This is a genomic window from Streptomyces sp. NPDC088400, assembly GCF_044753355.1.
GTDB lineage: Bacteria > Actinomycetota > Actinomycetes > Streptomycetales > Streptomycetaceae > Streptomyces.
The window spans coordinates 790,082-811,588 of record NZ_JBIVMZ010000002.1; the positions used below are offsets into that span (position 1 = coordinate 790,082).

A 21,507-nucleotide genomic window follows, 5' to 3' on the forward strand; every position below is an offset into this window, starting at 1 on the left:
CCACGCGACTCAAGCCCTTCAGAGAGGAAGAGGCAACGCATGTCCACCCCCAACACCCCGTCAGGCGCCTCGCCCGACCCCACCCCTCAGGACCAGCGGGAACCGGGCTTCGACCCGGACGCCCTGCGCGCCCGCTACCGCGCCGAGCGCGACCGCAGGATCCGCCCCGAGGGCAGCGGGCAGTACCAGCGCGTCGACGGCGAGTTCGGCTACTACGCCGATGACCCCTACACGGATCAGGCGGTCGACCGTGCCCCGCTGAACGACCGGGTCGAGGCGCTGGTCATCGGGGGAGGTTTCGGCGGTCTGCTCGCCGGAGCGCGCCTGCGCCAGGCGGGCGTCGAGTCGATCCGGGTCGTCGAGAAGGCCGGGGACTTCGGCGGGACCTGGTACTGGAACCGGTATCCGGGCATCCACTGCGACATCGAGTCGTACATCTACCTGCCCCTGCTCGAAGAGGTCGGCTACCTCCCGAAGTGGAAGTACGCCCCGGGAGAGGAGATCCGGCAGCACGCGCAGGCGATCGGACACCACTTCGATCTCTACCGCGACGCCTGCTTCCAGACGCAGGTGACCGAACTCCACTGGGACGAAGCCGCGTTGGAGTGGATCGTCAGCACGGATCGCGAGGACCGGATACGGGCGCGCCATGTGGTGATCTCCAGCGGAACGCTCAGCCAGGCGAAGCTCCCCGGCATCCCCGGGATCGAGACCTTCGAGGGGCACACGTTCCACACGAGCCGCTGGGACTACGCCTACACCGGCGGTGACGCGGACGGGAACCTGCACAAGCTCGCCGACAAGCGCGTGGCGGTCATCGGCACCGGCGCGACCGCCATCCAGTGTGTGTCGCATCTCGGGGCCGACGCACAGCAGTTGTACGTGTTCCAGCGCACGCCTTCCTCCGTCGACGTGCGGAACAACTACCCGACGAAGCCGGAGCTGGCCGAGTCGCTGACCCCCGGATGGCAGCGGCGCCGCAGGGACAACTTCCTCGAACTCGTCACCGGGGGCCGGGTGGACGAGGACCTGGTGTCCGACGGCTGGACAACCAGCGCGCGGCTGCAGCAGAAACTCATCCCCAGCAGCGCCTACGACGACATCCCGGCACAGGAGCGTGAACGCCTCTACGAGATCGCCGACTTCCAGAAGATGAACGAGATCCGGGCCCGGGTGGACTCCGTCGTCGAGGATCCCGAGACGGCCGAGAAGCTCAAGCCCTGGTACCGCTACATGTGCAAGCGGCCCACGTTCAGCGACACGTACCTTCAGACGTTCAACCGGCCCAACGTGACCCTCGTCGACACGGCCGACAGCCACGGCGTCGAGCGGATCACGGAGAACTCCGTCGTCGTCGGCGGAATCGAGTACGAAGTCGACTGCATCATCTTCGCGACCGGATTCGAGGTCGGTGTCTCAGGGACCCTGTCCGGAAAGCTCCCGGTGTACGGCCGGGACGGCGTCGCCCTGTTGGAGTCCTGGCAGAACGGTCCGAAGACGCTTCACGGCTTCTACAGCCACGGCTTCCCGAACTTCTACCAGCTCGGCCCGCTCCAGAACGCCAGCGCCGTCAACTACGTGCACATCCTCGACGAACAGGCGACCCACGTCGCCGAGGTCGTCGCGGAGGCCCGCAAGCGCGACGCCCGTTACGTCGAGCCGACCGAGCAGTCCGAGGCCGCCTGGGTGGCCACGCTCCGTGAGAACGCGCCCGACCTGTACACGTTCCAGGCCGAGTGCACCCCCGGTTACTACAACAACGAGGGCAGGCCCAGGCCGCGGAGCGAGTCGTACGGCGACGGCCCGGTCGCTTTCCACGCGCTGCTCAAGCGCTGGCGCGAGGACGGCGGCATGAGCGATGTCGTTGTCGGCGCCGAGTGAGCGGCGGCGAGGCAACGTGAGGGAGACAGAGACGGTGCGGCCCAGCCGATTCGACGAGAGCGGCCGTCGCCCGGCGGCCACGAGCAGCCGTTGGGCGGCGCGGAGGCTCAACACGCCGACCCCGCTGTGGGGTTCGAACGGGGTGGCCTTCGGCCCCGACGGAAGGCTGTACGCGGCCCAGTTCCTCGCCGGGCAGATCAGTGCCGTGGACCCGGCCGACGGGGACGTGGAGGTGGTGGTGCCGATGGACGGTCCCGTCCAGTCCCCGGACGACCTCGCCTTCGGGCCGGACGGTTCGATGTACATCACCGACCTGGTCCCCGGCAGGGTATGGCGCCGCAGTCCCGAGGGCGTGTACACGCTGGTTTCGGAGGAGGTGAAGGTACCCAACGGCATCACCTTCGTCGGCGACCGGCTGTTCGTCAACGAGATGAGGATGAACGGCCGTCTGATGGAGCTGTTCCCGGACGGCCGGGACCCGGTGGTGCTGACCGAGGGACTGGCTCTCGGCAACGCGATGCAGGTCGGCCCGGACGGTTGTCTGTACTACCCGCACATGATGACCAACCAGGTCTGGCGCATTCCTGTCGACGGCGGCGTACCGGAAGTCGTCGCGGAGGACGTGCACGAACCGGTCGCCGTACGCTTTGACCAGGGCGGCGTCATGCTCGTCCTGTCGCGCGGCGTGGCCGGCTTCGTGACCCGCGTCGACCTCCACGGGACCGGATCCCGGTCGATGATCACCACCGGCGTCGTCGGGCTGGACAACGCGGCGTTCGACGAGCAGAACCGGATGTTCGTCTCCAGCTTCGCCAGTGGCGGGGTGACGGAGATGTACGCCGACGGCCGGACCCGGGAGATCGTGCCCGGCGGTTTCGACGGCCCGTTCGGGGTGACGATCGACCTCGGCGGCACGGTGTACGCGGCCGACCACTACCGTCTCGCGAGTCCGGAGAACGCCGACGGGGGCGAGCCGAAACCGGGCCTGGAGCAGCCGGGCGGCGTGCTGACGCACGACCTGCTGCACTTCTGCCACGGCATCGCCGCCGACAACGGGCTCCTGCACCTCACCTCGCAGTACGGCAACGTCCAGACCTACGATCCCGAGCGCAAGACGAGTCGGGTACGGGCCACCGGCCTCGACCAGCCCCTGGGCATCACCGTGGGGACGGACGGCACGCTGATCGTCGCCGAGGCGGGAACAGGCCGGGTCCTGGCCATCGACGAGACGGACACCGTCACCGTGCTCGCGGAGGGGCTCGACCACCCCGTGGACGTCGCCCTCGACGCCGAGCAGCGCTGTTACGTCAGTGACGACCGGCTCGGGACGGTGTTCCGGATCGAGGACGGCCGGACGGTGGCCGTCGCGGAGGGGCTCGGCGCGCCACAGGGGCTGGCGGTCCTAGGCACCGAACTGTTCACGGTGGAAACCGAGCACCGGACGCTGCGAGCCGTCTCCCTCACCACGGGGGAGACCAGGGTCGACGCGAGGGACCTGGCGGTGGGTCCGCCGCCGGGCGTGTCCCGTCGCACCGAACCCGCGCTGTTCGTCCACGGCATGCCCGGCTCGCCGCGTCTGTTCGCGGGCCTCGCGGCCACCCCGGACGGTTCCCTTCTCCTCTCGGCCAACGGTGAGGGGACGGTGGTGAGGCTGTCCCCGCTCTCCGACAGCTCATGACCCCTTGACCGCGGCTTGTGCGGACGCGTTCGGTGGCCTGCTCACGGGGGCGGGTCACCGAACACGGCGTGAGCCACGACATCAGCGGTCAGGGGCGGTGGGTGCCGTCGTCGCGGCAGGTGGCGCCGGGTCGGGTGTTCAGCGACCACATGTGTGTGCATCGCGGGCACTGAAGGTGGACGACCGGTCCGTTGCTGGAGATGAGATAGCGCCAGTGCTCAGCGCAGTTGCGGCGATCGGCGCAGGTCACGCAACGGCGGGCGTCGTCGCAGACCGGGCAGGCCACCCAGGCGCGGCGGGCGATGTCCGCCTGCGGATCAATGGGCAGTCGCATGGCCCGGCTCCTCGCCCGGCAGAACACCCGCCGCTACCAGCAGGTCGTAGGTGCGCTGCTGCTCGGCGTCCAGGCCCGAGTAGAGGAGCGCGTACGCCTCGTCCTCGCCTCGGAGGACGGCCACCGGGTCCCAGTCGGGCCCGAGCGCGGCCACGACCTCGGCCCGGCGGCGGGCTTCTTCGAAGGTCAGGTCGATCGTGAAGGGGGTGAGGCCGGTGGTGTTGTCCTGATACATGGGGATACTTCCGATGTGTTGGCGGAACCCCACCACCTTTACCAGCGTATGCCGCGACAGGGAAGGGTGACCTAAGTCGCCCCGGGATTCCGTGCCGCCCGGTTCATCGACGGGCCCTCTCGGATCGGCTGACAGGGGCGGGCCGTTGCCGGCGACAGGCCCCAGGCGGCAGGCTCGGTCCGCTCGCGTCGCTGTGACGTACTTCACGACTCGCCCGCAAGCTCCGTGATCCCGTCCTGGAGTGCACCGGTCGGGACGCTCGGAAGCGGGCCGATACCGGTGGCGACGCGCCGTTACGTACCGGGCGCGACAGGCGCGGCTCGGTACGTAACGGCGGTCGAAGGGACCGGGCCGGGGTCCCTATGTGTTCAGTCCTTCTCGCAGAGGGCGTACGCCCGCGCGCTTCCGACATGCATCTTGACCACCCACGCGTTCGGGGTGACGGACGAAGGGGCGTTCATGTCGACCATGTCGGCCGGCATCCCGTTGGACAGGGTGGCGGGCTCGCCGTGGTAGCCCCCGCCGACCAGCTCGGTGCCCTTGGGGCACTTCGCCTCGGACGGAGCGGCCTTCGCCCACTTTCCCGCCACCACCACGGGGGCACCGTCGGCCATGGCCGGTCCGGTGGTCCCCGTGACGACTCCGGCGGCCAGCAGTACACACACTGCCGTACCTCGCAGAGCAGACGACCGCGCACGGTTCTTCGGCATCCAGGACTCCTCACGGAAGACGGAGACGGACGCAGGCACTGCCGCGCCGCGTCTCAAGATCATTACGCGGTCAGGCTGCCAGCTGCCGTGGTGCGTGGACGCGGCGACACCCGAGCGAGGCACTCGTACGAGGGACGCGCGTGCGTGGTGCGTACGGGGAACGCCCGCAGGGGACCACGTAGGACACGCGCCGGGCGGCCTCCGCTGCGGGAAGGGCCGCCCGGCGCGTGCCGGGGAGCGATGCGTGTGCCCGTAGCGATACGGGCGATACGGGGATACGGGGATGCGGAGGTTCGATCAGACGTTGGGCACCTTGAGCTTGTCCCAGCTCGTCTTGCCCGGGACCCCGTCGGCGTCGCTTCCCGAGTAGCCGAGCTTGCGCTGCCACGCGGCGTAGGACTTGCGGTCGGCCTCGGACCAGTCCGGGCTGGGGCCGACCTGGTACTTCCCGCAGCCCTCCGCCACCAGCCGCTTGCCCATCGCCGTGACGATGGCGCTGTGTCTGCCGGCCGCGAAGAAGGCGGCCCCGGGGAACGGCTCGTACTTCACCGGGGGCTTCGTCGGCGGCTTCGAGGGACCGTCCGGGGTGCCGCCGATCCGCTTCGCGATCCGGGAGCGCATCGAGTCCATCGTGAAACCGCGAGGATCGATCTTGCCGGGCTGCCACTCCTTGTGCCCGATGACCGAGCGCTGGGTCCAGCCGTGCGCACGGCAGAGCGCGGCCGACACCTTCTCGATCGCCAGCAGCTGAGCGGCCGGCCACGGGTCCTCGCCGTTGCCCAGGTTGATGCACTCGAAGCCGTAGAAGTGGCGGTTGCCGTCGGTGTTGGCCTCGTTGTCGGCGGGCAGCGCGGATTCGTTGATCACCGCGCGCAGCACGTCGTCATCGCCGAGCCCGGCGTGGTTGGCCCGGCCGTTGCCGACCAGATAGACCGAGCCGTCCTTGGCTATCACTCCGTGGCACAGCGGACCGGGCAGGCTCGAATGGCCGTTGTAGCAGAGCTCCACGGAACTCTGCGTGCCCGAGGTCACGGTGTGGTGGATCATCACTCCGTGCATGGGTCCCCACGGGCCCTTGCTGTTGCGGTTGTGCGTACGCCAGCTCCGGTGCTCGATGACGTTCAGACCCTCGTTGCGGAGGGCGGTGAGTAGTTTGGCGGCGGACAGAGGTGTGGCCATCGTGTTTTTCCTTTCCTTGGTGCGATGTCAATTCCCGATCTGTTCGTGATCATCCGGCCCCGCCGCCTCCGCGGTTCCCGCCGACGGGCTGTTCACAGCGGTGAGTTCGGCAGCGATGGCTTCCTCTTCGGCCCTGGTCTCCGCCGCCAGCGCCGCCGCGTCCGCCGCCGGAATGGCGGTGGCCAGCGGGCCGAACGCGAGACGCAGGTCCGACGGTGAGCCTTCGCCGAACACCCAGGCCAGCGGCGCGTAGTGGACCTGAATCCCCGCGGGGGACTGGAGCAGTGGCCTGCGGGCCGTGTCCGTCGGCCACTCGACATCACCCGTGGCCGTACGCGCGGGAACGGTCCAGAAGTCACCGGAGCGGTATGTCCTGCCCGGCTCGAAGTAGACGAGTACGCCGTCCTCCAGCGGCAGCCAGCCGCCCTCCTCGATCCGGAGTGCGCCGTCGCGCAGCTTCGAGCCCCCCTGCTTCGTACGGGTGGACTGCCCCTGACTCCCCGCGTGCCGCGCACCGGACCGGTGGTCCCAGCGCCGCAGGAACGGGTTCAGCTCGGGGCGCCGCCCCACCGACGGGTCCGGCTCGGCGGAGAGCCGGACCCGTCGGCCTGGCAGGTCGACCTCCTCCACCCGCAGCAGCGGCAGCGGCTCGCCCCGGCTGATGTAGGCGGTGTCGGTGAACTCGACCCAGTCACCGACGTTCAGGTCGAGCTTGTCGTCGCTGCCGAGGGACGCCAACTCCGCCCATGTACCGTCGAGTTCGTCCACCGTGAAGGTCACCGAACCGTTCTCCCGCGACCACTTGAACGTCGCGTCCTTCGCCGCGCCGCCCTCGTGGATCTCGACGCGGTACATCTGATTCTCCGGGCCCCGGTACCGGGCGTCCGGACTCACCAGGCACGGGTCCTCGTCGGCGTGTTCGGGACGTCGGCTGCGCGCCGCCATCCGGGCCGTCGGCGCCTGCGCCGCCACCCACTTCGCGAACGCCGCGCGGGCCTGGTCCTGGGGCTGCCCGTCCGCCGGATCCAGTTCCAGCTGCGAGCCGGGCAGCGGCAGCACCTGCCAGACGACCTTCAGCCGGGCCGCCGTGTCGGGCATCGCGGACCCCAGCGCCACCTCGCGCAGCAGCGGGTCCTCGGCCGCGGTGACCGAGCGCTCCCACACCTTCAGATAGGCCAGATAGGGGAATTGGGTGGGCAGCCGGTCGCCGGGGCGCTCCGGGTCCCGGTGGCCGTCCGGCTGGTCCCAGTACGTCCAGGTGGCCGGCGGTTCCGCGGCGGCGGGGGCGTCCTTGCCGCCTTCCTCGTCTGATTGCGACTGCGACTGCGACTGCGACTGCGGCTGCGACTGTCCGTCGTCCTCGACCGGAACACCGGGCTCCGGCCGTGTCGCGTCCACCAGGATGCCGTCCACGTAGTAACGGCCGCCCGAGATGGACAGATCGTCCAGCTCCCGGCTGCCACCCACGAAGTCCAGCGCGAAGCCCGTGGCGCCGAGCGGGCCGCCGTGCTGCCCGATCAGATCAACGGCGGTGGTACGGGCCTGGAGCAGCTGGATCGCGGCCTGTTCATTGGCGTCCGCGTCGAGCTGGACACGGCCCTGCTGTGCGATCACCGCCGAGTAGTGCCGGTCCGGCCGGAAGGTGGTGCGGGAGATGTCTGCGTGCATGGGAAGGGGTCCCCCTCGGAAGTTCGGCATTCGGTCGTACTCGGTCGTACTCGGGTCCTACTCGGTCTTACGCGGTCCTGCTCGGTAGTCCTTGGTTGTACGGCGGAACGGAGCTCCGCGTTCGGAGTTGGGCGAACGGTGTGTCACGTCACTGCGATGATCCCGGCGTCCGTACCGGCCGGGGTGTACTCCGCCAGCCGCGCCCGCAGGCTGTCCATGCGCTGCGGCTGGTACAGGTCGTGGAACGCGCCCATCTCGGAGCCGTCCTCGGCGCCCCGGTGAATCTCCTCGGCGCAGCCGGCCGCGAGCTGCCCGTACGCGGGAGTGCCGTACCGCTCGCTCGTGACCAGCGGCCGTACCCGTTGCGCCTCCTCGCGGCCCACCAGATCCGGCTGGCAGCGATGACGGCGCGGGGTGCGCGAGCCGGGCGGCACGTATGAGAACCGCATACAGCCGATGCCCCGCCGGGCCACCCGCAACTCCCCGGTGAAGATGGTGTTCTCGGCGATCTCCACCGCGTGGGTGTGGACCTCGCCGATGACGGTGGTGCGGTGCGCGTGCAGTACGGCGTGGGCGTGGCGGCAGTCCGGGGCCGACAGCGCCACCCGGTCGTGACCGGTGGCGTCCAGAACGCTGTCGCGGATGTGGATGGGCAGCGGGTCGTGCCGTACCTCGTCGCCGATCACCTCGATGGTGCCGAGGACGGTCCGCTCGATCGCCACACACGCGGTGGTCCGGTCCAGCACCAGGCTCGGCTCCTCGGGGGAGTGCGGTTCGCACCGGGGCTCCAGCGACCAGCCCGGCACGAGCGTGCAGTGCCGCAGCACGACCGCCCCGACAGGCCCGGTGACATGGAGGCCGCGCCCGGTGATCAGCAGACCATCCAGCACGATCCGAGGCGCCTCGCACTCCCGCCCGCCCGCGTCCGATTCGTTGTCCTGACCCTGACCCCGAATCTCACTCGACCCCGAACTCTCCTCCCGCGCACGGATGTTGAGCGCGTCGGGCCGGTTGCTGTACCAGTCGAGCAACCGGATCACCGGCCGGGTCCCCTCGGCCGCCCGCACTTCCAGCCGGTCGCCGGGGTCCAGATCGAAGTCCAGCTGCTCCTGGTAGGCACCGCTGTGCGTGATCTCGATGATGCCGTCGGGCCCGCAGCGCCCGGACCGCCGGTCGGTGCGCCACTCGCCGTACGCGTCCATGATCCGCTGGTACGTCTGCCCGGGGCCGACCCGGTAGACCTTCGCGGCCACCGGCGTCTCACGGTCGCGCGGATACTCGCCGCCGCCCGTGTCGTCCGAGAACGCGTAGTGGTAGCTGACCCAGACGCCCTGGCGCGGAGCGGAACGCGAGCCGAAGGCGATCCGGCCGAGCGCCGGATCGACGGCGACCTGGCCGCGCTTGGGGCGGTAGCGCCAGTCCGTCAGGTCCGCCACGACGAGGTCCGACAGCGGCACCGGTTCGTCCTGGCCGTCGCGCCAGATCGTGAAGCTCTTGCCGGGCCCGTAGTAGTCCGCGAGCCGGTCCGCGAGCTGCCGCCGCCGGATGTACGCGGGAACGTTGTCGATCGTCGCGACATGGGTGGCCGACGGCTCCGGCACCGGCTTGGTCACCAGCGGACTGTCGTTGCCCAGAATCGAGAAGGTGTAGAGATTGCGGGCCCGGTCGACGCAGTACGCCGGCGCCTTGGTCAGGTGGTACGGCTTCAGTCGCCATACGAACAGGCCCACTCCGGCGGGCGAGTAACCACCCTGCGTGCGAGCAGAGTTGGCCCTTCGGACGTCCACCGACCGCGCTACCGCTCCGAACGGACCACCCGCCAGATCGAGTTGGCTCCCCTCCCGTACGTCCACGAGCCGACCGCGCTCAAGGCGACGCCCGTTCACGGCTTCGGTCCCCGATCCGTACAGCTTGACGGGCTGCTGATGGGAGACGAGCCGGGAGAACTCCACGGCCCGCGAAGGCCAGCCGGCGACCTCTTCGGCCAGCTCCTCCAGCAGGGCGAGGGTGCCCTTGCGCCGCCGGTTGGCGACGGTCGCGGCGACATCGCGACGCGGCGCGAGCGCCTCGGCGAGCCGGTCGCGCGAACGGTCGCCATCGCCCCCGCTCCCGTCGCCCCCACCGCTCTTGAGGCCCTTCGCCTGTACGCGCTCATAGCCGGGCAGCGGGGTGTAGCCGACCAGATCGCCGAGATACGGCAGCACCCAGGGCGCCGCGGTCTCCACGAACCAGTCGTCGTAACTCTGCTCGACCCCGTCCCGAACCCGGTCCACCTGCTCGGCGATGACCGCGAGCAGGGCGCGCAGCGGCTCCCCGCCCTCGGCGTCGCGCAGCCGGTGCCACTGCGGGAGCAGCTCCGCGAGCCCGTCCGGTTCCCTGCTCATGCGGTGACCTCCGTCAGAATCAGCGTGTCCGCCACCCGTGGTGACAACAGGGCGAGTTGAGCCGGCCTGATGCCCCGGAAGACACACACCACCCGCCCCTTCTCCAGTCGCCGGGTATCGGTGATGTCCGGGTTCAGGCGCAGCAGTTCGGCCAAGGAGATGCCGTACCGGCCGGCGACATGGGTGAGCGTCTCACCGTCCTCCGCGGTGACCAAGTGCATATTCTCGTCGTACTCGGCGAGCCTCGCCGGGACCGCCGTGCGCGGCCGGTCGAGCTGTCCCGCGAGCCCGGCCAGCTCGTCCGCGGTGACGGACGCCGGTACTCCGGTGAACACGTCCACGTCCACGTAATCCACACCGGGCACCCGGTGGGCCGCCGCCATGACGTCCGACAGCCGCGCCGGTCGTCCCAACTCCGCACGCCCGCTGCCGAATTCGTACAGCAGTGTCTGCCGCAGCCGAGGCTCGACCACCGTCCAGGTGTGGTCCCGGGCCACCTTCACCCGCGCCGCGAGCAACAACAGCACCGACTCGCGTACGTCCACCCGTACCGGAAGGCGCGAGTCGCCGTACGTGGCGAGGGAGGAACGCAGCGCGCGCAGCACCTCGGAGTCGCCGGCGATCGGGATGTCGTCGACTCCGGCGACCGTCACATGCAGCACCCGCCGCCGTCCGTCGAACACCTCCCGGGCCGAGGCCCGGCCGATACCCGCCCGCGAGCGAGCGAAGTCCTCGTAGTCCGTGACGGACACGAGCCGGTCCAGCGCCGACACGGCGAGCGGAATCGTGCGCCGGGTCAGCCCGGGACCGTCGGCGTCCGCGCCACCTGTGGCGGGCTGCGGGTTGGTGACGGAGGTGACGCCCAGCGGCCGGGTGATCGCCTGAGTGACCCGGTTCGCCGGGACGTTGGCGGCCTGCCCGGTGCCGAAGCGGTACCGGGCCCGGACGTTCTCGTGCCCGGTGGGCAGCCGGGCGCCGTGCACCCCGTCACCGAAGGTCACCGTCGTACGTCCGTCCCCGGCCGTCCCGGAGACGTACACCCGCTCGCGCGGGCCGCGTCCGGCCAGGCTGTCCACCTCGTGCCACAGCAGGCCGTCGACGTGCACCTCCAGGGCCGGTGTCGCCCCCAGCGGGTTGTCGGCGGGCAGCCAGGTCAGCGGCGACTGCCAGAGCGTGAACGTCTGGTTGATCCGGTCGGCGTCGCCGCCGCCGATCGGCTCGTCGCGGCTCTCCCCGTGCGTCGCCGGGACCACATTGCCCTGAACGCGCACCGTGTCACGGCGGTAGCGGTAGGCCAGGTCCGAGGTGAGTGTCAGCCTCGTATGGACATGATCGCCGGGCAGCAGCGGATCGAGGTGCTGCTCCACGCCGGCGATCACCACCAGTTCGGTGCCGCGCACCCCCGCCGTGTCGGGGATGTCGGTGCGTTCGCCGGACACGACCAGATGGCGGCCCGGCGCCAACCCGTCGTACAGATCGGCCAGTTCGAGCTGATTGCCGTGGACGTCCTCGCCCAGCGGTTCGTCGGCGAGGCGCAGCGCCTCACCGCCCGCGTACACGGTGGTGTCCCGGATCGTCGAGAGCAGCACATCGTGCTCGTCCAGCCACGGGTCGGCGAGCGTCAGCTCGGTGCCCCGGCCCGTGATGCCGTAGTTGGTGTACGCGGCGGTACGCACGGCGGTCACCCGGGTGGTCACGGACGCGAGGTTCCTGTCACCGGGGATCCCGTCGGGTTCTCCGGATCCCTTGCGGGGACGCTCGACGCGCACCCAGCTGCCGACCGTGATCCCGTCCTGCACGGAGTCGAGCGGCAGCACCTGGCGGTTCGACTGCTTGGGCACGGTCGCGATGCCGATCTCGACATTCGCCGGTTCGCTGCCCACCACGTACCGCACGGTCACCTCGAACTCGCCATGAGTGACCTGGTGGTGCTCGCCGGGAGCCAGCCACCACTCCAGGGGGTCACCGTTCTGTACGGCGACATGCACCCGTCCGTCGTCGCCGGGGCGGGACACGAACAGCGTCCGCTCGGGCAGCGCGGACGTCAACTGGGCTGTCACACCCGGTTCCTGGGAGTCGGCCGGACGCGTGGAGAGCCAACTCAGGTGCCGGTCCTGGGCGGCGCGGGTCATCAGCGAGACCCGGCCGGGCGGAAGATCGAAGCTCGTCTCGGCGGGCACGGGCAGATTCTCCGACCGCTGCACCGAGCTGCCGGTCTCCGTGTGCTGGAACTCCGCGCGCACCGGCACCTTGCCCGCCGCGTCGTACACGACCCGCATCGTGGTGAGCGAGGAACCGCCCAGAGGCCAGTCCGTCTGACGGACGATCCTTCCCCGGTCGTCCTGTACGGGCTTGAGCGGCGCCGTCGCCCCGAAGGGCGCGGCGGTCACCCGCATCGCCTGGACGTCCCGGAGCAGGGACGGCGCGGTCGGCGCGGCGTTGCGCCACGCCGCGTACATCCCGTGCGAGATCCGAGGATCGAGCGCCGACAGCAGCTGCGCGCCGAAGTCGGAACCCGGCGCGAAGAGCGTCGCCGGGTCGTGCGGCCGCGTACGGGCTCCGGACGGGGGGCGCACGACACTGCTGCGCAGGGCGGGCAGTATGGCGCCGAGCGCCCGCATGGCCGACGAGTCGGCCCCGGCGGTGGCAGCAGGCCGTACGGGCGGCACGGGCTGTCCGGGCGGCACAGGTGGAACGGGCTGTGACGGCTCCAGGTCCGCCGCCCGCTCCATCAGCTCACCGACCACCGCCTCCAACTGCTCGAACCAGGAGGCGACTTCCTCGTACGGGGCCGCTACGGCCTGAGCCTCCGCGAGCCGCTCGTGCGGGTCCACGAGCCGCCGGGCGAAAGCCGCCGGAGTGGTGATCCCGTCCAGATCGGCACGCAGCGGCGCCAGCACCTGGGTGTCGAACCGGTCGATGATCATGCTGACGGGGCGAGGATTGGGGTTGTCGGGGGTCGGCTCCCCGTCCTCGACCTCCCGGTCGTCCTCGGTGATCCACTCGCGGAGCTCCGCCACCAGCTCGGCCAGGGTCGGTGGCGCGGACTGCGGCAGACCGATCGCCGTCACGTCGTCCTCGCGGTCGATCCGTACCCGCGCGACCGACAGCAACAGCCGTTGACCGGTGGCCTCTTGGGCGGCTGCTTGATCTGCTGGACCCGCTTGGCCGGCCTGCTCCGCTCCGAAGACGAACAGCACCTTGTCGCCGGTCTGGAGGGAGGCGTTCGTCCCGGAGATCTGGATCTCGGACCGCTTCGACAGATCGTCCGGGGTGAGCAGCGCCGGCCGGCGGCGGCGTACCGCCAGCTCGTTCCAGGACGCGCGGGCCGTGAGGTCCTCACTCGTCTCGAAGGCCTGCGACTCCTCGTCGGCGGAGGCGGGCACCGTGTTGGCGCGCGCGCCACGCGGGATCACCACCGATACGTCCTCGGCGCGCGGATCGCGATCCAGGGCGTACGCGAGATGCGTGTCGGCGGCGACGCCCGGACGGGGCCGGTGCCCCACCAGCCGCCCCAACAGGGCAAGCGAGCGGTGCTCGTTGGCGGTGCGCAGATACCCCTCGTCGGCGATCCGCTCGGAGTGGAACGTGAGCAGGTCACCGACGACCGCCCACGAGTCCAGCAGCCCGATCGCCGGGTCGTCGGGTGTACGGACGGTCAGGCCGCGCAGTGCCGGATAGGCGGGGGAGGCGAGCCGGTCGAGCATGGCCGCCAGGAACGAGCCGTACTCACCCACCCGGTAGTCGAGCGCGGTCCGGCCCGGCGGGTTGTACAGGGCGTCGGGCGCGTGGCGCTCGTCGTGCCCACCGCATCCGCATCCGCATCCGCCGTCCGAGGCGTAAGCGCCACTCATCGGGCACCTCCGGCGAGGTTGATCGACAGCCGGCCGTTCTCGGGCCGGTCGGGGTCGTTGTCGCAACGCGCGATCTCCAGCGGGCTGAGCCGCAGCACGCCTGCCTCCAGTGCCGTGTCGGCCGGGCCTCTGTGGGCCGGGCCTGTGCCGGTGGGGTCTGTGCCTGTGGGGTCGTCCGTGTCGTTCGCACGGTTGTTGTCGAAGAGCCGGCTCAGCCGGGTCACGGTGACGCTCTCCACCCCGGGCACCGCCGCCGCTACGGCCACCAGACGGCTGAGCCGTACCGGATCGCCGAAGGTCAGCGCGTCGGGGTGGAAGAATCCGAGCCGCCCGCCCGGCAGCCGTCGGCTGCCCAGCAGCCGGTACAGCTCGGCCAGGATCTGCCCGTGCTGATGGCCGGGCGTCGCGCACACGGTGAGGGCGATGTCCAGCGGTACGTCGCGAGCCGGGCCGACGACGAGGTCGTGACCGATCCTGCGGTAGCGCTCCAGGGCGTACGACACCGAGTCGAGCAGCTCGGGGGAGGGCTCACCCGACCCCAGGGCATCGACGGCGACATGCGCCTCCTGGACACTGCCGGTCCAGCGGATCTCCGCCGCCGCGCGCTGCACTCCCGGGAGCTTCGCCGCCAGCGCCGCGTAGTCCTCGGCCGTGACGGCGCGCAGCCGCGAGCGCTTCAGATCGAGCGGCGCCAACTGCTTTACCTGATCGACCGGTTCGGGCTCGGTACCACCGACGGCGGGCAGCGGATTGCGTACCCCCGCGACCGGCATCGGATCCCCGGCATCGGACTCGTCAGGATCGCGGCACAGCACGAGGTGGTTGATGGCCTCCGCGCCGACATTGCCCGCCGTACCGCCGCCGAGGCGGTAGCGCAGCTCCAGCCGGGACCCCGGCCTGGGCAGCGCACCGTGCCGTCCGTCGCCGAACCGCAGGGCGATCCGCCCGTCGTCCTCCAGCTCACCGACGAAGTGCCGGTCCCGGGGACCGCTGCCGAGGAGATCCCGCCGCGGGGTCCATGACTCGTCGCCGTCGCCGTCGCCGTCGCCGTCGCCGTCACTGTCGCCGACCGTGACGGAGGGCAGCGCCGCCCGGGGATCCTGTACGAGAGCCGCCGCGGGTCCTCGCAGCACCGGCTCACCCGGGTGCAGACCGGCCGCGTACTCGGAACCCCAACTGTGCGCGATCTCCCAGGCGATGGAACCGTCGAGCACGGCACCCGCGCGAGCCCGCGCGCTCAGTACGTCAAGGCGCCGCAGCTTCGCGGCCAGGAGCCGCTCGCTCCGGTGCAGCAACTCGCGTAGCGCGCGCACCGGATGACGGGCGAGCTCGACCCGTTCCAGCACCCGCAGCCCGAACAGGACGGTCAGTTCGGCTGTCTCGTGCTCCGTCAGCCCGTCGCAGTCGCGGGCACTGCGCCACAGCTCCACCAGCCGTTCCCGGACGCGGCCCGGAATGGCGGCCAGCCGGGTGGCCTGACCCGCCGAGACATGGCCGGGCTCCGGGAACGGTACGGACTGCACGACGGGGGACCGGTGCAGCACCGGCCGGAAGCGCGGCCGGATGCCCGGGTAGGTGACCTGCGCCAGCAGTGTCGCCAGCGCCTCCGCCTGGGCGTAGGCGGTGCCGGGGACGACCTTTTCCCGTTTCCGGCCCGCCAGTTCGAGACCGAGGCCGGCGCGTTCGGTCGCGTCCTCGCCGACGACGGTGAACAGCTCACGTATCTGACGTGCGGTCAGCAGACGACCGCTACGAGTCTGTTCGAGACGGGAGGTGATGAGATGCGCCGTGGCATTGCCGCTGTCGCGGTCCCAGCAGCCGAAGCCGGACGGATCGCAGGACCCGAGGACGGCCGGCGCGGGCGGCACGGTGACCGTCTCGGGCGTACCACCGGAACCGCCGGTACCACTGTTTCCACCCGTACCGCCGCTGAAGATGAGCGAGCGGCCGTGGTCGACGAGCACGACATTGCCGCGTGCCACGCTGACGTCCTCGACCGGCCGACAGCCCGGCCCGCCGCGTGTGGACAGGCAGACGGGGAAGGCGAGCGCGTCCTCCGGCGCCCAGGTGACCTCCAGCGCGGGCCGGCCGGCCAGCCGGTCCACGACCGGGGTGACGGAAGTGAGGCGTACGGCCTGCCGGTGTGTGGGATCGGCGTCGCCGGGCGTACCCGAGCGGCCTCCCCGTACCTCCTCGATCAGCAGCAGATCGCCGGGAGACAGATCCAGCGTGCGGGACTGGCACTCCTCGTCGGCCCACTCGTCCCGGAGTGTGGCGGCCGTGGCTCCCTTGGGCAGCGAGCACAGCTCGTCGCCCCAGGTCCAGAAGCGGATGGTGTTGTGTTCGGGCCGCAGCACCAGCGGTTCCTCGGCCACGACCGGCTCGAACACCTCCACCGAACCGCGCTCGTCCAGCACGGCCAGATCCCGGTCGTCGATGACGGTGCCGATCTCGGGCCGGTCGCGCGGCGCCAGCGCCCGGACGTCGACATTGACGGCGGCGAAACGGAACGTGCCGGGCAGCAGCGTCAGTTGGCGTACGGTCTCGACCGCCACGAACGCGCGGGCGTTGACGCCGTCGTGCATCGGATAGTCGATGAGCCGCACATGACGGCGTACGGAAACCCGGCGTCGGGCCGTGTCGAGATACGCCTCCGTCGCGACCGCGTCCTGCTGATAGCTGATCCGGTCGGCGGTGTGGGCGAGGAGCTCGACCAGCGTCGTCCCGAGGTCTGCCGCGTTGCGCTCCACCCAGCCCGGGGTGGTCAGCGCCAGCCGGTCAAGGATCACTCGGCGGATCGTGTCGTAATCGCGCGCCGTGTATTCGATGACAGGCGTGGGGGTGTGCAGGGGCGGGCAGTCGGGCTGCTCGTCCACGCAGTCGAAAGGGGTGGGGCAGTCGGGCCGGAAGGCGAACTCGGCCGAGAAGTACCGCTGGTCGAAGCCGGGGAAGGGCTCGGTGCCGGGCCGTCCGTACGGATCGGTGTCGACCACCGAGAGCCGGTAGCGGGACGTGTCCCCGGCGCGGTCGAGCGTGACGAACAGCCGGTCGTCCAGCTCCGGGTCCTCCTCGCGTTCGACGGACACCTCGACGGCCTTGATGCCGGTGATCCTGCGCCCGCCGTCGATGCGAATGTTCTCCGGGCAGAGACCGTGGGGCGCCTTGCCGAGGAAGGTGACGGTCAGAGTCAGACCGTCGTCACCGACCTCGACGGCGTCCACACCACCGAGCTGTGCGGCACGTATCTTCGCGCGCCTGCCGTCCGTACGGCACATCAGCGGATTGCCGAGCTCACTCATACCGCGCCACTCCCCTCGAACACCTCGTCGCGCCGGGTCGCGGTGGAACGCACCACGTAACTCAGGTACACCCGGACCACGTTCTCCTCGCTCACCACGTCGAGGGCCTGTACCTCGATCAGTTCACCCAGCCAGCGCTGGAGCGAGGCTTGTACGGACAGCTCCAGCGCGGAGGCCAGTTCGGGGCTGTTGGGCGTGAAGACCAGATCCAGCAGGCCACATCCGAAGTCGGGGCGCATCACGCGCTCGCCGGGGCTGGTGAACAGCAACTGCTCGATCAGGTCCCGCACATGGTCGTCGTACGCGGCGTGCGCGGTGCGTCCGCGCCGGTCGCTCCGGAAGGGGAAGGCGATATCGGTCCTCATGGCGCCGCTCGTCGTGTTCCTCACCGGCAGGACACCCCCCGGGTCGTCGCGGCGGCGACGACAGGCGGGCCCTGCGGCACCAGCGCGGCGCTGAAGCAGAGCGCGGAGGTGCTGTCGAGCAGCACGGGCGCCCCGTCGATCAGTACGCCGTCGCGGGCGGGCGTCCAGCGGACGGTGACGCACGGATGCGGTACGCGGTCGATGGCGTGCCGGCAGCCGCTGACGGTGAAGACGTCGGAGGCGGTCGGCACGGGCAGGCCGTCGATCCGCACTCCTGACGACGGGGCGGAGGCGGGCGCGACCCGTCCGCCGTGCGGGCAGCTGATCGCGTACCCGCCGTTCACGAGATTCCCGGACAACACGTCTGACTCCCCGTTCTGTTCGTGGTACTGCTAGGCGTCTTCGCCTGCGCCGTTTCCGTCTTCGTGGTCTTGGCCGTGATTCCTGCCATGGAGGTCGTCACCGCTTCTTCGGCACGATCAGCCGACCGCCGTTGATGTTGACCTCGTCCCCGATCAACTCGATCGTCGCGCCACTCCCGTTGCCGACGGTCACGCCCCTCTCGTCGATCCGGATGTACGCGCCACCCCTGGCTTCGAGGAGAATCCCGGTGCCGCCGGGCACGTCCGACATGACGAGCTTGTGATTGCCCGGCGTCTGGATCACCACCGGCTGGGAGCCGGGCAACTCCTCGCTCGCGCGGGGCGGCAGTTCGGTGACGTCTCCGTACCAACAACCCGTCCAGACAGGGAAACTGACGTCGCCCTGCTCGAACTCCATCCACACGCCGGCCCCGACCTCGGGGACGACGTACTGGCCCGACTGGCGCCCGGTGAACGGTAGACAGGGCATCGCCCACGTGGAGGCCTCGTCGCCGAGCACGTCCGGGACCTTGGCCGTGATCCTGCCGATCCTCAGCGGATCGTTGTTGTCGATCACCCGGCCCCGGAACTTGCCGAGGAAGCGGTTGTTCGGTGCCGCCATACGAGGTTCTCCTGGTCTTCCTGCTCTGCCTGGGCCTTCTGGGGCTTCCAGGCCTCCTGGTCTTCCTGGGCTTTACGGGCGCACGGTCCTGCTGCGGGCGATCAGGCCCTCGCGGGAGAGCGTGAAGTTCTGCTGGTACGAGCCGGGGCGGAGATTGTGGGTGACGGACTTGACGTAGTAGTCGCCGTCGTACGTCACTCCGCTGCCGCGCACCCCGACCAGCTCGCGCGGGCGAAGGATGTAGCCGTGCCGGTTCACATCGAGCGACCCGGAGCCGGAGATCGCGTCGGCGGACGTGGCGGCCCTGGCGAGCGCCGCCGCCTGGGCCTGCCCCTGGTCCATCTTCGCGGTGCCGGAGAGCGTCCTGCGTTTGAGCGCCGGGGTGGCCCGCCGGCCGAGAGGCGGCCGCAGCGGGCTGATGTCGGGCTGGGCGAGCAGCGTCGAGTCACGGGACTTGGGATCCTGCACACGGGCCTGCGGCTCCTCACGGGCCGTCCCGTCGTACGCGAACGTCAGCTGATCGACAGTGGAGTTGTTGTCCATGTTGACGTTGAGTGCGTGCTGCCGCTGCCCGAGCCGCTGTTCGGGCCCCCAGAACGCGGTGGAGCGACCGGGCACAGGACCGGGATCGAGGTAGAACGTGAACCCATTGGCCTTGGCCAGGTCATTGATGTACTGAAGGTCGGTCCCGGTCTGATAGTCCACCCGCCGCAGCTCGTTGGGGGACTGCTGAATCTGCTCGCGGATGATGCGCGCGTCGATCCCGTAGTCGGTGTACTTGGCGAGGATCCGCTCGACACGCTGGGACGGCGCGAGGTTGGGATACCGGTCGGTCCGCTCCTCAAGATCCATCAGGAGTGTGAGGTCCTCACCGGTGACGGTGAGGGTGGTCTGCCCCGGCTGGTTGCTGGCCCCGACCTCCTGACGCACGATCAGCCCGTCGAGCAGGACGGTCGGTGTGCCCTTGACGGTCGCCACGACGATGACCCGGGTCCGGGGGTCGAAAAACCCTTCGGGCAGCAGCCGTTGGGTGATGATCCCCTTCTTGGTCAGATCGAACGCGATCTGAAACCCACTGCGCTCCCCGGCCGTTGTGGTGATCTGCGCGGACAGCAGAGCCTCACTGACCTCTGCGGGGACAGGGCGGACCAGCTTGGGGCCCATGAGCAGAGTGAGGTGAACGGGCCCCTGCCCGATCGGCTCATCAGCCACGGCCACCCCCGGGGAACCCACCCGGCAGCGGAATCGCGATCTCGCGTCCGGGCTCGGCGGTCAACTCGCCGGGGTCGAGCGTGGGATTGGCGTCGGCGATCTGCCACCACTGCCCGGGATCCCCGAAGTACCGCTGCCCGAGCTGATCGGGGCGCTCCCCGCTGCTGACGGTGTGCGGGGCGGTGTCCTCGGCAGCATCGCCGAGCGGCGGCAACAACCGCCGCTTGGTGTACCGGACCGTGGTCCCGTCGGCCTGGGTGTGCACGCCGATCTCGGCGTCGTGATAGCGGCTCGTGCGCGGATAAGGATGCGACCCGGGGATCGCGTCCAACGCGCTCTCGTACGGCTCGATGCCGGCCATGTCTGCTACGCCCTCCCCGCCCCGATGTCCCCACTGCCCAGCCCCAACGCCCTCAGCGCCCCGCTACGCGCGGCCGCGGCCAGCCGCTCCTTCTGCGCGAGATGCGCGAGGTACAGCTCGGCGCCACGGTGCCCGGCGGGCAGGTCGCTGACGGTCAGCACCTTCATGCCGATGCTGAGCGAGGCCCGTATGGGGTTGAGGTTCACATCGAAGGCGGATTCGTTGATCGAGAGTTCGGTGAGCCGGACGGGCATGACGCGTTTGCTGCCCCAGGTGAAGAGGGTGAGCGGCATTTCGATGGGGCTGATCTCGATGGTCCCGTTCTTGGCGAGGTTCGAGGCGGCCCGGAGCTGGGCGGTCGTGGGCTGCACGAGCATCTCCAGCACGGCGAGCTGCGGATGAATCCCCTCGGGAGCGGCAACCTCGAACTGATCGGTCGCGTCGATCTCGGCGGTGAACTTCCACGTCTCCTGGGCGGGGCCTTTGAGGCGCAGGGCCTCGTTTCTGTCCCCGGTCCCGCTACCGCCCCCGCCGGAGTCGCCACTGCCGCCGGCTGATTGGGGCGCGAGGCTGCGTTCGAGGGTGTCGGGGTTGAACTGAAGGACGATGATGCGCTGGGGGGTGCCGCGCTCGGGATCGACGATGACGATGCCGGAGCGGATGGGTTTGGGTATGTCGGCGTAGCGGGTCACAGGCGGGCCTCCAAACGCGCGGCCAAGGGATCGTAGTTATGGTCGGGAAACTCTTCAGGGAAGATCCGCAACATCGCCCTGATGTTTTCCAAGATGTATCTGTACTCCCGGTCACTCAGATCCACGTCGGCAAACAGGTACTGCCAGCCGGTTACGCCCTTCGTGACGAGGAGGTTGTCGAGATAGGCGCGATAGTCAAGGTCCAGCCGTATATATGCGTGATACCTGTCGAGGAACCAAATGTCTGGGCTCGTGACCCCGACGTGGTACCTCATCGTGGCCAGGCGTCCTTCGCCGCCCAGAGAAATGTCATCAAGCACGCGGAGTTCTGACAGAAGTGCCCGGTCGTCGTCATCTCGGGCAAGGTCGTCGACCGGCACTCTGCGATCGGGGCTGGTGACGATGCTCATCACGTCAAATTCGCCGAAAAGCGGCGTTCCAGAATCCGCAGCACGCCAGTGCAGTGCCATGTTTCGATAAGGGAAGTAGCACTCCTGCAATCCTGGCGCGAGCGGATAGCCGTCCTCGGCGATGATCTGGAACAGCCCTGCCGGATCCAGACCGGGTGCTCCCGGACCTCGATGCTCATCGAGGACTTCCAGGAGCGGAGACTCGTGCACCTCGCGGAACATGTCTTCAAGGCGGTACTCATACGGAAACATCCGATTCAT

At 70.0% G+C, this 21,507-nt stretch carries 17 protein-coding genes; 2 read left to right on the plus strand and 15 right to left on the minus strand.

Annotated elements, in window-relative coordinates:
• Positions 1-39: 39 nt before the first annotated feature.
• A complete protein-coding gene (locus tag ACIQD6_RS07620) occupies positions 40-1,881 on the plus strand; it encodes a flavin-containing monooxygenase (RefSeq protein ID WP_401879290.1) in 1,842 nt (613 codons plus the stop codon).
• The gene (locus ACIQD6_RS07625) at positions 1,859-3,559 is read left to right on the plus strand and encodes a hypothetical protein (RefSeq protein ID WP_401879293.1); all 1,701 of its coding nucleotides are present in this window, start codon (positions 1,859-1,861) and stop codon (positions 3,557-3,559) included. Before ACIQD6_RS07620 ends, ACIQD6_RS07625 begins: the two co-directional genes overlap by 23 nt.
• 88 nt (positions 3,560-3,647) lie before the next feature.
• Here ACIQD6_RS07625 and ACIQD6_RS07630 read toward each other — a convergent pair whose 3' ends face one another.
• The 15 genes from ACIQD6_RS07630 to ACIQD6_RS07700 all read right to left on the minus strand — a co-directional run bounded on the left by ACIQD6_RS07630 (position 3,648) and on the right by ACIQD6_RS07700 (position 21,507).
• Positions 3,648-3,893: a hypothetical protein gene (locus ACIQD6_RS07630; protein WP_401879296.1), complete on the minus strand. Its 246-nt coding sequence runs from the start codon at positions 3,891-3,893 to the stop codon at positions 3,648-3,650.
• Positions 3,877-4,128 (minus strand): DUF6400 family protein, encoded by a 252-nt coding sequence (locus ACIQD6_RS07635; protein WP_401879298.1) that lies wholly within the window; start codon positions 4,126-4,128, stop codon positions 3,877-3,879. The genes ACIQD6_RS07630 and ACIQD6_RS07635 overlap by 17 nt, the downstream gene beginning before the upstream one ends.
• Before the next feature lie 368 nt (positions 4,129-4,496).
• Positions 4,497-4,838 (minus strand): hypothetical protein, encoded by a 342-nt coding sequence (locus tag ACIQD6_RS07640; RefSeq protein WP_401879301.1) that lies wholly within the window; start codon positions 4,836-4,838, stop codon positions 4,497-4,499.
• A 297-nt stretch (positions 4,839-5,135) separates the two neighbouring features.
• The gene (locus ACIQD6_RS07645; RefSeq protein ID WP_401879303.1) at positions 5,136-6,017 is read right to left on the minus strand and encodes a peptidoglycan-binding protein; all 882 of its coding nucleotides are present in this window, start codon (positions 6,015-6,017) and stop codon (positions 5,136-5,138) included.
• Positions 6,018-6,044: 27 nt separating this feature from the next.
• Positions 6,045-7,685: a DUF6519 domain-containing protein gene (locus ACIQD6_RS07650; protein ID WP_401879305.1), complete on the minus strand. Its 1,641-nt coding sequence runs from the start codon at positions 7,683-7,685 to the stop codon at positions 6,045-6,047.
• A gap of 143 nt (positions 7,686-7,828) precedes the next feature.
• On the minus strand, positions 7,829-10,069 hold the full coding sequence (locus tag ACIQD6_RS07655) for a hypothetical protein (RefSeq protein WP_401879308.1): 2,241 nt from the start codon (positions 10,067-10,069) through the stop codon (positions 7,829-7,831).
• On the minus strand, positions 10,066-13,923 hold the full coding sequence (locus tag ACIQD6_RS07660) for a putative baseplate assembly protein (protein WP_401879311.1): 3,858 nt from the start codon (positions 13,921-13,923) through the stop codon (positions 10,066-10,068). Before ACIQD6_RS07660 ends, ACIQD6_RS07655 begins: the two co-directional genes overlap by 4 nt.
• Entirely contained in the window at positions 13,920-17,222 is a 3,303-nt protein-coding gene (locus ACIQD6_RS07665; protein ID WP_401879314.1) for a putative baseplate assembly protein, read from the minus strand. The genes ACIQD6_RS07660 and ACIQD6_RS07665 overlap by 4 nt, the downstream gene beginning before the upstream one ends.
• Positions 17,219-17,587 carry a GPW/gp25 family protein gene (locus tag ACIQD6_RS07670; protein ID WP_401879317.1) on the minus strand — a complete coding sequence of 123 codons (369 nt, stop codon included), beginning with the start codon at positions 17,585-17,587 and terminating at the stop codon, positions 17,219-17,221. Before ACIQD6_RS07670 ends, ACIQD6_RS07665 begins: the two co-directional genes overlap by 4 nt.
• A 20-nt stretch (positions 17,588-17,607) precedes the next feature.
• Positions 17,608-17,949, minus strand: coding sequence for a hypothetical protein (locus tag ACIQD6_RS07675; RefSeq protein WP_401879319.1), 342 nt, complete (start codon positions 17,947-17,949; stop codon positions 17,608-17,610).
• A 97-nt stretch (positions 17,950-18,046) separates the two neighbouring features.
• Positions 18,047-18,571: a phage baseplate assembly protein V gene (locus tag ACIQD6_RS07680; RefSeq protein WP_401879321.1), complete on the minus strand. Its 525-nt coding sequence runs from the start codon at positions 18,569-18,571 to the stop codon at positions 18,047-18,049.
• Positions 18,572-18,643: 72 nt separating this feature from the next.
• Entirely contained in the window at positions 18,644-19,783 is a 1,140-nt protein-coding gene (locus ACIQD6_RS07685; protein ID WP_401879323.1) for a hypothetical protein, read from the minus strand.
• Positions 19,776-20,144 carry a hypothetical protein gene (locus ACIQD6_RS07690; RefSeq protein ID WP_401879325.1) on the minus strand — a complete coding sequence of 123 codons (369 nt, stop codon included), beginning with the start codon at positions 20,142-20,144 and terminating at the stop codon, positions 19,776-19,778. Before ACIQD6_RS07690 ends, ACIQD6_RS07685 begins: the two co-directional genes overlap by 8 nt.
• 5 nt (positions 20,145-20,149) lie before the next feature.
• Complete coding sequence (locus ACIQD6_RS07695) at positions 20,150-20,836, minus strand: hypothetical protein (protein ID WP_401879326.1); 687 nt, start codon at positions 20,834-20,836, stop codon at positions 20,150-20,152.
• Positions 20,833-21,507 (minus strand): hypothetical protein, encoded by a 675-nt coding sequence (locus ACIQD6_RS07700; RefSeq protein ID WP_401879328.1) that lies wholly within the window; start codon positions 21,505-21,507, stop codon positions 20,833-20,835. The genes ACIQD6_RS07695 and ACIQD6_RS07700 overlap by 4 nt, the downstream gene beginning before the upstream one ends.